General features: G+C 37.2%; 8 protein-coding genes. 7 read left to right on the forward strand and 1 reads right to left on the reverse strand.

Annotated elements, in window-relative coordinates:
* Positions 1-6 precede the first annotated feature (6 nt).
* The 7 genes from CPT03_RS03900 to CPT03_RS03930 all read left to right on the forward strand — a co-directional run bounded on the left by CPT03_RS03900 (position 7) and on the right by CPT03_RS03930 (position 12,254).
* Positions 7-1,650, forward strand: a complete 1,644-nt coding sequence (locus tag CPT03_RS03900; protein WP_099437617.1) for a RagB/SusD family nutrient uptake outer membrane protein — start codon at positions 7-9, stop codon at positions 1,648-1,650.
* A 103-nt stretch (positions 1,651-1,753) separates the two neighbouring features.
* The gene (locus tag CPT03_RS03905) at positions 1,754-3,181 is read left to right on the forward strand and encodes an aryl-sulfate sulfotransferase (RefSeq protein ID WP_099437618.1); all 1,428 of its coding nucleotides are present in this window, start codon (positions 1,754-1,756) and stop codon (positions 3,179-3,181) included.
* 146 nt (positions 3,182-3,327) lie between these two features.
* Positions 3,328-3,891: an RNA polymerase sigma-70 factor gene (locus tag CPT03_RS03910; RefSeq protein WP_099437619.1), complete on the forward strand. Its 564-nt coding sequence runs from the start codon at positions 3,328-3,330 to the stop codon at positions 3,889-3,891.
* A 75-nt stretch (positions 3,892-3,966) separates the two neighbouring features.
* A complete protein-coding gene (locus CPT03_RS03915; RefSeq protein WP_099437620.1) occupies positions 3,967-5,130 on the forward strand; it encodes a FecR family protein in 1,164 nt (387 codons plus the stop codon).
* 307 nt (positions 5,131-5,437) lie between these two features.
* Positions 5,438-8,848: a TonB-dependent receptor gene (locus CPT03_RS03920; protein ID WP_172954134.1), complete on the forward strand. Its 3,411-nt coding sequence runs from the start codon at positions 5,438-5,440 to the stop codon at positions 8,846-8,848.
* Between the two features lie 28 nt (positions 8,849-8,876).
* On the forward strand, positions 8,877-10,640 hold the full coding sequence (locus CPT03_RS03925; RefSeq protein WP_172954135.1) for a RagB/SusD family nutrient uptake outer membrane protein: 1,764 nt from the start codon (positions 8,877-8,879) through the stop codon (positions 10,638-10,640).
* A 117-nt stretch (positions 10,641-10,757) separates the two neighbouring features.
* Positions 10,758-12,254 carry an arylsulfatase gene (locus CPT03_RS03930; RefSeq protein ID WP_099437623.1) on the forward strand — a complete coding sequence of 499 codons (1,497 nt, stop codon included), beginning with the start codon at positions 10,758-10,760 and terminating at the stop codon, positions 12,252-12,254.
* Positions 12,255-12,326: 72 nt separating this feature from the next.
* Here the strand turns inward: CPT03_RS03930 and CPT03_RS03935 are convergent, their stop codons facing one another.
* Positions 12,327-12,479: a hypothetical protein gene (locus tag CPT03_RS03935; RefSeq protein ID WP_157766346.1), complete on the reverse strand. Its 153-nt coding sequence runs from the start codon at positions 12,477-12,479 to the stop codon at positions 12,327-12,329.
* Between the last annotated feature and the right edge of the window lie 157 nt (positions 12,480-12,636).

Genomic DNA, 12,636 nt, shown 5'->3' on the forward strand with positions numbered 1-12,636 from the left:
GAAATTATGAATAAAAATATAATTAAAACAATAGCAGTGGCGCTTCCGCTCGCTTTGTTAATGATATATGGTTGTAAAAAGGATTTTCTTAAAACAACAAATCCGAATAAAATTACTGAAGAACAATTCTGGAAAACTGAGGCTGATTTGAAGTCGGCAGTAGCTTCTGTTTATAGTTTATTAAGGCAGCCTCTATATGGCTATTGGGGGGCATTTACTGGCATTCAGAATATAAATTCATTGGGAGATGATGTGCTTACATTTCCGGGCGGAGAAGCTGCTACTACTAATATAGCTTTATTTACAAATGAAGCTACAAATTCAGATGCATCTTCTACCTTTTCGGCACTTTACAAATCTATATATCGCGCTAACCTGGTGTTGGCTAATGCAGAAAAGGTAGAGGTTAGTGACGACTTAAAAAAGTCATATATCGCCGAAACGAAATTTCTGCGTGGACTTTGTTACTTTACATTAGCATCTAATTTCGGAGATGTGCCACTTATTATTGCGCCGGCAAAAACTGCCGATGATCAATTCATGCCGAGCAAACCTGTAACGGAAGTTTACGCACAGGCAATTTCAGATTTTACTGATGCTAAAAGTGGGTTGCCTCCTACAAGGCCTTCTGCTGATTTAGGGAGAGCAACAAGTGGTGCTGCTATTGCTTATTTAGGTAAAGCTTATCTGTACATCAAAGATTATCAAAAAGCACAGGCAACTTTTGAATTGCTAAATTCTGCCCCATACGCTTATGATTTAATAACAGATTTCTCTGAAAATTTCACTGATAAAAATGAGTTTAACAAGGAAGCTGTTTTTCAATGGGTGTATGGTCCATTTGGCGACCCGTATGGGCCTTGGGGTGTAGAAGGTGCAAACTCCCCTATGTATAATTATTTGCCTCAGCTAATTGGTCCTCCTGCAGGAGGTGGATGGTTTAAATATGTGCCAACCAATTACCTTATAGATCAATTTATGTTAGAAAAAAGACCTGCCGGTTCGGACACTAAATTTGATAAAAGAATGTACTATACATTATCATGGAAACACTCAAACTTTGGCGAACCAGATGTGAAATGGTACGGCGGATCAAAAACTTTTGAAGATCTTTGGGCATCTGCACAAGCTAATATCTCCAAAATCGATCCTAAATCGTTATTAGATGTATCGGGCAATAACCAGTTCTTAATAAATAAATTTACAAATGGCTGGAGCGGGAAAGAGAGCGCTGATAATTATTGGTCAGCAACCCCTTCAACTGCCAACAATGTGATTATGCGTTATGCAGAAGTATTACTTATGCATGCTGAAGCTGCTGCCCAAAATGGAGATTTAGCAAAAGCTATTGCCGACATTAACCGTATTAGAGTAAGAGCCGGATTGCCAGAAAAAACAGGGTCAAATCTACCGGACTTAACCAGTGTAATGAGTGAACTTAGCCATCAAAAATTGTTAGAAATGTTTTTTGAACAAAACAGATGGCAAGATTTAAAACGTTGGTACACACCTGCTCAGCTAAAGGTTCACTTTACAGAAACAAACAAGCAAGGTGCGCAATATTTACAGCCAAGGAATTATATTTTTCCTATTCCAACAGCTGAATTGCAAACTAATAACAAAATTGAACAAAATCCTTTGTGGAGGTAGTTGTTATAAAATAAGGAGGTATCTGGAAAGGTAAGGTCATCTTCTTTTCTAGATACCCTTAAAATGGGTTACTCCTAAACAAGCATATCTATAATTTTTATAAATGTTTTCAAAAATAAACCGCTTAAGAATATTTGCTATTGGAATAGTGATAACTGCACTGTGTGTTAATGCATGTTCTGAAGATGCATTTAGCACTTTCAATAACATTTCGTTAGACGAAACAGTAGATGGGAATTCATTGAGAGTTGGAGTTCAATTTTCTTGTGCTAAACCTGAAGATGTCTACATAGAGTACTGGATAAATGGCCAGAAAGATAAAATATTTACAACGCCTGTTTCAATTCAAAAAACCAAGTTCAAAATAGTACTTACCAATTTGAAATTTAATTCGATTTATCAATATCGTATTGTATCAGGAAGTGCAGGCGTAAGGTTTCAATCTGATGAATATTCTTTTAAAACAAAAGATATTCCCGATCAATTACTAGGCCTGTATCATGCAGGTGCTAAAATCCAACAGGAGCTGCCAATTGAATTTAAAAAGGGTACTATGCTGGTTTATAATAGAGAAACGCCTGGGTTTATAGGTATGTTAGATTATCAAGGCGACCTAAGGTGGTATCAAAGATTTAAAAATACAGGAGTTAAAGTGGCTCATTTTACACAAAACAAGACTATTCTTTCAATTCTAGCTCCGATGAATTATCCTACAAGTTATGGGAACGAAATTCTGGAATTATCTTTAGCAGGCGATACAATTTTTCATTTAAAAAAGGGAGAGAAAGACTTTAAACAGACAATCCATCACGAAATATTAATTAATTCGAAAAAACAATACGTAACATTAAGTGCCGCTGAAAGAATTATCGATTTAAGTGCAGTTGGGGGAAATAAGGCAGATACAGTAAAAGGAGATGGGATTTTAGTGCTGGATAAGTATGGGAAAAGAATATGGAGCTGGAGTGTATTTGATGCACTAGATCCATTAAAAGAAAAGAATATAATTAAAGAAGCAAAAGACTGGATGCATGCCAATAGCTTGTTTATTGATACCGATGGGAATTACATTATCTCCTTTTATAACAATGGCCAGATTTGGAAAGTTAACGCTCTGAATAAAAAAGTAATGTGGAAGTTCGGAAAAGGAGGTGATTTTATATTACCTAAAGGTGCTGAGTTTGATCAGGGACATGCCGTACATATAAATTATCAAAATAACCTCATGCTATTTGATAATGGAACCAGTAAAAAACGTTCGCAGATACTGGCCTTTGAACTAAATGGATTAACCAAACAAGTATCATTAAAATTGTGTGTGCCATTACCCGAAGGAATCTTTACGGATAGAATGGGGAGTGCCTACATGATTAATAAAAATGCTGTATTAACATGTGTTTCTAAGCAAAATCAGGTGTTACTTACTAATAAAAATGGTGATGTACTATGGAGTATGATGTGTGCCAATACACCTTACCGGGTAGAATTTGTACCATTTAGTAAATCAAAACCCTTTATAGAAGGGTTTTAATGCGAAATTCTTTATAGCCTTTAAATTGTTTGCAACAATTTGTGATTTTTTTGATTTTGATATTTTTGTGTATAATTGTAATGGATATTTTACATACTTAAAATAGCTTTGTTAAGGAAGTAACGCAAATAAAGAGGGGGCGATTCATGAAAGATTATTCTAGTTTTAGCGACTCTCAACTATTATCATTGCTACGTGAAGAGGATCATTTGGCATTTACGGAAATTTATAATCGTTATTGGAAGAGGTTATTTACTATCGCAAGTCATAAGCTTAAAGCATTAGAGGATGCGGAAGAGGTGGTGCAAAATATTTTTGTGGCCCTTTGGAATCGGAGGACAAATCTTTATGTCACTTCTACACTCAGTGCGTACTTAGCCGTTTCTGTAAAATACAGGGTAATTAAAATGCTGGATAAGCAGTATAATCAACAAAAGTATGTAAATAGTTTGGACAGTCAGATGTTGGTAGACGATTCTACAGCTGATTGGCTTAACTTTCTGGAACTAAAGAAACGCCTTGAAAAACTGGTGGCCGATTTACCAGATAAGTGTCAGATAGTTTATAAAATGAGTCGTGATAAGGGGATGTCTCAAAAGCAGATCGCAACTGCTCTAAATATCTCAGAAAAAACTGTAGAGGCTCGTTTGGGCAGGGCTATGAAAACACTTAGGGCAGGATTAAGCCATTTTCTGATCAGTTTACTCTAACTCCTAAAAATATTTTATTTTTTTTGAGGGATTTATCTTTCATAAGGGACATCCTATTATAAACCCTTACCCTAGATGAATAATTCTAAAGAGCAACTCGAATATCAGGAATTGGCAGCTAAATGGATTGATGGAACAATCAATGCTGATGAAGAGGTTAAGTTTGCCAAATGGTATAATGAAGGTCAGGAGGCGGAACTTGAAATCCCAGATACATTTGCAAGTGATGAGGAAACCCATAAATCAAGAATATTCAACAAGATTCAAAATCAGATTCATATAAAAAAGACGGTTAGTATTTGGCCAAGATTAGTCGCAGCCAGTTTGTTAATTGGTGCATGCCTAACCGGCTTCCTGTTTTATTGGCAGAACCAAAATAAACATCCGCAACAGGTAGTAAATGCATTCGTAAATGACGATGTTCTTCCCGGAGGAAATAAAGCTGTGCTCACTTTGGCTAATGGAAAAGTATTATCTTTATCTGATTTAAAGAATGGACAATTGGCCCAGCAAATGGGGGTGGTTATAACTAAAAGTAAAGATGGTCAATTGGTTTATAAAGCAATTTCAAATAATAAGGAAGGGCATCAAGTAGAGTACAATACTATCAGCACCCCGCGGGGTGGGCAATACGAGATCAATTTGCCCGATGGAACAAAAGTTTGGTTAAATGCCGCTTCTTCACTAAAATTTCCTACAACTTTCAGTAAGTCAGAGAGAAGAGTAGTACTTAGTGGCGAAGGATATTTCGAGGTAGCCAAAGATAAAAATAAGGTGTTTAAAGTAGTTTCCGATCAGCAAACTGTAACAGTTTACGGAACTCATTTTAACATTAATGCTTACAATGATGACAATACTCCGGTAACTACCCTAATTGAAGGAAGTGTTGATGTTAATGGGACTTTGCTAAAACCAAGTCAGCAGGCAATTAACGTTAATAATAAAATAAGTGTCGTTTCAGCTGACATAGAAAATGTAATGGCCTGGAAGAACGGCTACTTTAGATTTGATGAAGAGCCGTTGGATGCCATTATGAAAAAGGTAGCCAGATGGTACGATGTAGAAGTAGAATTTGAAGACCCAGATCTTAAAACACTAGAATTTGGAGTTGTAGCCAATCGCTTTGCTAATGTTTCTAAAGTATTGAGAATTCTTGAACTTACTCATGAGGTTGATTTCGTTGTGAAAGACAAGAAAATCATAGTCATAAAAAAACAGAAATCAGGTGTCAAAAGATAACACCAGAACCAGAAACCTTCCTATTAATTAACCAAATACAAACAAACTAAACAAACCTAAAGTATGAAAGAAAGAGACCCATGAACCATCGGGTATTAGAATAAGATCAGGAGCATCCTACTGCCCCTGATCAGTGTTCCGATATTCACAAAACAATTGAAATCAATTATTTTCTTACATGTTTCTTAAAGTGCTCAAAGCCTTCGACCGCTGGTACTTTTCGAATTAACAGAACAATCAAATGTATAAAAATTATACTAAAAATTTTTGTATGCCTCCGGGCTACGTCAATAAATTCCTTGTAGTCATGAAGTTAACAGTTGTCCTACTTATCGCTACCATTATGCAGGTTAGTGCGGTAGGGTTTGCGCAAAGAATTACCTATCAAAAAAAGAATGCTTCATTAAAGCAGGTGTTAAATGAAATTAACAAACAGACAGGCTATAGTATTGTCTGGTCGGCCAAAAAAGTCAAAAATCTTCCTACATTAGATGTAGATTTCAGGAATGCAAGCCTTAATGATGTGCTAGACGAGTGCCTGAAAAACCAGGATTTAACGTACGCAATTGAAGATAAAATGCTCGTTATTCTTGCAAAAGAAAAACCTTTATGGAATACTCCACTAAGCTTCAAAAATTTAATCGATCTCAAAGGAAAAGTAGTTGATGAAAATGGTGCCCCATTACCGGGGGCAACTGTAAAAGTAAAAGGCGGAACAAGTGGAGTTGTTACAAGCGCTGACGGCTCATTTACGTTAACAGGCGTTAATCAGGGAAGTATAATCCTGGTTTCTTTTTTGGGATATAATACTCAAGAAGTTTCAGTTAATTCTAGTAATATGGTAATCAAACTTGTTGCCATCACTACTAACCTGGATGATGTAGTAGTAGTAGCTTATGGAAGTCAGAAAAAAACAAGATTAACCGGAGCTATTGCCCAAATTAGTGGCAAGGATTTACAGGACAGACCAGTTGCCAGGCTAAGTCAGGCACTTCAGGGTCAGGTAGCCAACCTTAACATCACACAGAATACAATGGGAGGTGCTCCTAATTCTACCCAGAATTTAAATATCAGGGGGTATACCGGCTTTAATAATGCAGGTAGTCCATTAATTGTTGTTGATGGGATTCAAGGAGGAGATATTAATAGTATCAATCCTGACGATGTAGAAAGTATAAGTGTTTTAAAAGATGCTGCCTCAGCAGCAATCTATGGATCAAGTGCGCCTTATGGAGTAATTTTAATAGTAACAAAAAAAGGCAGTAAAGATAAAGCTCCAACCATTTCTTATAATAACAATGTTTCTATGGCTGAGGTAATTAACTTACCTAAAATGGTAAATTCTCTGGATTTTGCAAACATTTATAATGAGGCTTTTGCAAATGCACAGAGAGCGGCATTTTTTGATGCACCTACTATCCAAAGAATTAAGGATTATCAGGCTGGGATATTAACTACAGAAACTATTCAAAATCCAGATCCAACTAGAAACGAATACTTTACCTGGAATTCAGGCAATGCAAATAACGACTGGTTTAAGGTTTATTATAAAGATCGCGCTTATAGTCAGCAACATAACGTAAGTGTAAATGGAGGTTCAACCTCTTCAACTTATTTTATTGGAGCTGGATACAATAGCCGTGGTGGTATGTATAACTATGGCGACGATAAGTATAAACGTTATAATTTAAGAGCTAATATAAGTTCTGATGTAACCAATTGGCTTACTTTCAATTTAAGAGGTACATTCTCACGACAACTGTTTAATTCTCCAAATCTTTATGCCGGACAAACCGGAGGAGGAGATCAGGCCTACATGCATCAGATTGCACGCAAGTTTCCAACAGTTCCAGTTCGTGATCCCAATGGGCGCTTTTCTAATGCCAGCAATATTTTACTTCATGAAGAAGGTGGCAGGAATAATCAAATCACTGATCAGGGTTTACTTAGTGGCGAGTTTAATTTTAAATTAGCCAAAGGTTGGACAGCAACAGCAAATTATACATTTGATGCTCAGTACTATGATCAAACATCTCATTTAAAAACGCTATATGCCTTCTTACCTGATGGTTCCCAGACAACTGTTGGTGGTACAACACCAAATTCGTTCTCTAGATATAATGAAAGAAATCAACACGAAGTAGTCAACGTTTTCTCCCAATACGAGAAACAATTTGATGACCATTATTTTAGTATACTAGGAGGTTATGTAAGTGACTATACCGGATTTCAGGCTTATTCTGCAAGTAACAGTAATCTTTATTCAGATAATATTCCTTCACTTTCTACGGCCTACGGAACAACACCATCATTATCTGATCTTGTGCGTAAATTAAGCTCGCAAGGTGCCTTCGGAAGAATCAATTACAACTATAAGGAAAAGTATTTACTGGAATTTAATGCACGATATGATGGAACCTCAAGGTTTTTAGAAGATGTCCGCTGGAAACTTTATCCAGGAGTATCTGTGGGGTGGAACGTAGATAAAGAGTCATTTTTTGAACCGGTTAAAAAGTATGTTAACAGTTTAAAGTTCCGTGGATCTTACGGTGAACTTGGCGATCAGGTTTTTCTTGATCTTAATTATTATCCATTTTATCCAAGTTTAGGTACGGCACGAGCAACCAGTACAAGCTGGCTATTTGGAGGAACCCAGCAGGCATCAGTAAGCTTACCGGGTTTGGTAAATGATCAATTAACCTGGATTACCAGTTCAACCTTAAATTTTGGCGTGGATGCAGCTTTCTTTAATAATAAGTTAAATGCTTCATTTGATTGGTACATTAGAAAAGCTACAGATTTTGCGGGTCCATCGGCTGCTCTGCCAGCTCTTTTGGGAACAAATCCTCCAACTGTAAATAATTCAGCCATTAAAACAAAAGGCTGGGAATTATCACTAACCTGGAGAGACAGGATCGGGGAAGTTAGTTACGGTTTAAGAACAATGTTAAGTGACTACGGGGCAAAAGTAACTCGTTATCCAAATCCAACAGGCCTTTTAAGTACTTACTATCAAGGCTTAGATATGGGCGAAATCTGGGGTTATTCAACTGTTGGTTTGTTCCAAACTGCCGAGGAAATAGCAGCGGCTCCTTCTCAATCTTTGATATCTACTGCCCAATGGACACCTGGTGATGTACGTTACGCTGATCTTAACGGTGATGGCAAAATCGGACCAGGGGCATCTACTCTAGCTGATCCCGGTGATCGTAAAGTTATTGGAAACAGTACTCCAAGATACAGCTATGGTATCAATGCAGATGCTAGCTGGAAAGGTTTTGATATGCAGGTTTTTGTGCAGGGTGTTGGTAAACGTGATGCATCAATAACAAGTAATTATTTTTGGGGAATTGTAGGAGATGAGTGGCAAAGCTCATTATTTACCACTCATTTAGACCGTTGGACACCATCAACACCTAATGGCTATTATCCTAAGTATTATATGAGTGGAGAGAATGGTAAAAATACACAAGTTCAGACCCGTTATCTACAAAATGCAGCATACCTAAGAGTTAAAAACGTTCAGTTGGGTTATACACTTAAAAAGAATCTTGTAGAGAGAATTAAGTTAAATAAGGTTCGCTTTTATTTCAGTGTAGACAATTTGGCTACAATTACCAAATTCACTGAAGCCCTGGATCCTGAGCTTACCATGTCGGGTGGAAAAGTTTACCCTTTACAAAGAAGCTACTCAGCAGGAGTAAATGTTACATTTTAGAAATTCAGCTTTGTTAAAATATACGATTATGCAAAATAGAATATATTTATTGGTCCTTACAGCAATGATATTTTTATCTGCCTGTAAAAAGGATTTTTTAGACAGAACCCCCGAAACAAGTATCAGTGAAGCGGAGTTCTGGAAAACATCAAATGATCTGCAACTTTATGTTAATAATTTTTATACCGCATTTCCATCTACAATTGGATCATTTGGAACTATAGGCCCATATGGATTAGATGCAGATGATGGTAGCGACAATATGATCACCATGTCTGTTAATGGTACAATGAACGGTACGCGAATAGTGCCAAGTTCTGGTGGAGGCTGGGCATATGGAGATTGGAATACCCTAAGGAACATTAATTACTTTATGATAAATTATAATAAAGTAAATGCAAGCTGGGATAATAAGAAAACTTACGTAGGAGAAGCTTTGTTCTTTCGGGCCTGGTTTTACTTTAGTAAGATAAAGCAGTTTGGTGATGTGCCTTGGGTTAATAAGCCATTAGATATTACATCTGGAGAACTTAAGGCACCAAGATTATCAAGAGCGGTAATAGTTGATTCCATTATGAACGACCTGGATAAAGCTGTTCAATATTTACCTTCAAAGGGTGCAGCTCAGGCTTCAAGGGTAAATAAGCAGATAGCACAATTGCTTCAGGCCAGAATTGCCCTTTTTGAAGGTACCTGGGAAAAATACCATGCTAATACTTCGTTTGGAGTTACAGGGTCTGACGGAAGTAAGTTCCTTCAGAAAGCAGCCTCAGTATCGGGTGATTTGATCGCAAATTCAGGTGGGTATGCACTTGTGGCAACACCAGGAACCGATGGCTATTGGAAACTCTTTAATCAGACAAATTATAGCGCAAATACTGAAGTCATGCTGTGGAGACAATATGATTTAAATACCAATGGAGGTCATTATTGGCATAGATATACAGGCTCGGGCGCAGGACGTGGACTTACCAAAAATCTGGTCGACTATTATTTGTGTACTGATGGAAAACCTATTACCGGAAATGCTTTATACCAGGGAGATGCTACACTTCAAAATGTAGTTAAGAACCGTGATCCGAGAATGGTACAAACCATTTACGTTAATGATGGTAACCACATACTAACTAATAACAGACCTAATGGAGCTGCTACCACACTTTTTGAAGTTCCTTCATTTACTGCGGCAAATGAAACAAAACCAGCCACAGGATACCAGGTATATAAAGGTCATAATCCTGATTTTAATCAGCAACAGGATAGAGGTACAACAGGATATATTATCTTTCGTTTTGCTGAAGCATTATTAATTAATGCTGAAGCAAAAGCGGAATTAGGAACACTAACACAAACCGATGTTGATATTACAATTAACAAGTTAAGAAGTAGAGTAGGAATGCCTAATTTAAACATCGGTGCAATTACGAGCGATCCTAAATGGGAATTTCCTGCACTGGGGCCAGTTATTAACGAAGTTAGAAGAGAGCGTAGAATAGAGCTGGCTTGCGAGGGCTATCGCAGAGATGACATCTATCGTTGGGCTGCTGCAGATGAATTAATTGTAGGTTGGAAACCAAAAGGCGCAATGCTAAGCCAGTGGATTGGTGTAGTTCCGGCTGCAAATCTTTCTTCTTATCCCGTAGACGAAAATGGTTATATCGAATTGTTTAAAAACCAGGCATCATTAAGCACTGGATATAAGTTTAATGTATTAAGAGATTACCTGTCGCCAATACCGACAGATCAGATGGTAATTAATCCTGATATTAAACAAAATCCCGGGTGGCAATAACCTCCTCCCACAAAAAAACACTGACTTAGTTTGCTAAGTCAGTGTTTTTTTGAAACAAAATTTATCTATAATTCCTTAATTTGCGTTGACCAAACCTGGTATATAAACACCTTTCAGATGTCGAACCACAATCTTATTAAAATAATTGCTTTTCTGCTATTTACAAATCTTACAGCTGTAGCTCAACAGAATCCAAAAAAGCCTAATATCATTTACATTTATGCCGATGATATGGGGTATGGAGAGATAGGCCCCTATGGGCAAAAGCAAATTAAAACACCTAATTTAGATAGGATGGCTAAAGAAGGGATAAAATTTACCCAGCATTATACCTCAACCCCTGTATGCGCCCCGGCTCGCTGTATGCTTATGACCGGAAAGCATGGTGGCCATTCTTATATCCGTGGGAATTATGAGATGGGCGATTTTACCGATGAGAACGAAGGGGGCCAGATGCCATTGCCTGAAGGTATATTTACCCTTCCAAAAATGCTTAAATCAGTTGGCTATAGTACCGGTATTATTGGTAAATGGGGCTTAGGGATGCCTTTTAATACCGGCGACCCTAATAAGCAGGGATTTGATTATGTGTATGGCTTTTTGGACCAGAAACAGGCTCATAACCATTATCCTACACATCTTTGGGAAAATGGGAAAAAAGATATGCTGAATAACCCATATGTCTTTATGCATAAGAACATTGATTCAGCTAAGGCTAAAGATGCAGATTATGATAATTTTATAGGAAAAGACTATGCAGGAGCAAAATTTACGGAAAAGAGTCTGAAGTTTATTGACGATCACAAAAATAAACCATTCTTTCTGTATATACCCTTTACTATTCCACATGTAGGATTACAGGCACCAACCGAATATGTAAACCAGTATATAGGTAAGTTCCCAGGTGAACATCCTTATTACGGACAACAGGGCTACAACCCCTCAAAATACCCCTTATCAACCTACGCGGCAATGATTACTTACCTGGATCATCAGATTGGGGTTATTATAGATAAAGTTAAAGCTTTGGGGCTTGATAATAATACCATTATTATGTTTTCGAGCGATAACGGTGCAACTTTTAATGGCGGGGTTCAGGCAAAATATTTTAATAGTTTGGCCGGCTTACGAGGATTTAAAATGGATCTGTTTGAAGGGGGGATTCGTGAACCTTTTATCGCCCGCTGGCCAGGAAAAATTAAGGCCAATAGCGTTAGTGATCTTATTTCTGTTCAATTTGATATGATGGCAACTTTTGCCGAAATTTCAGGAGGAAAGGCTAATAATACAGACGGTATTTCCTTATTGCCAACTTTGCTTGGTAACATAAAAGCTCAGAAACCAAGAGAATATATTTATTTCGAATATCCAGAAAACGGAGGGCAGGTAGCAATACGCATGGGGAACTGGAAAGGCCTGAGATTAAATGTGCGCAAAAATATTGACAGCCCTTGGATGCTGTTCAATCTTAAAGATGATTTCGCAGAAACTACCGATGTTTCAGCACAACATCCCGAAATAATAGCAAAGTTTAAACTTATACAAATTAAAGAACATCAAAATTCCCACATCAACGATTGGGAATTTCTAAACAGCAAAATGGTTAAGAAATAGAGGTAATATCAGCCGTTGATAATTTCACCTCCATTAGGGTGGAGGATTTGGCCTGTCATGTAGCTTGCATCGTCAGATGCCAGAAATTAATGCAACTTTACCCTTTAGTTTATAGGTAGGCTCCTTTGGCTCAAACAAAGGATTAGGTTTCATAGCAGTTTCCCTTCCCGGCTGATTGCGCTGGCGTTGTTTAGGTCTAAGTTGTTTTTGTTGTACTGGCTTCATAACTGTAAATAGGAGGTATGTAAATACAACAATATTTAGAGCAAATGGTTGCATTTAAAAAATAAACTACTAATTCCATAGATTTAATTGTTTCTTTTAGAAATAGTATTATATTTGCAGAATTAAATAACGGTTTTATACCCTGCAATCAAATGAA

Origin of the sequence: Pedobacter ginsengisoli (assembly GCF_002736205.1) — a bacterium.
Taxonomy (GTDB): Bacteria; Bacteroidota; Bacteroidia; order Sphingobacteriales; family Sphingobacteriaceae; genus Pedobacter; species Pedobacter ginsengisoli_A.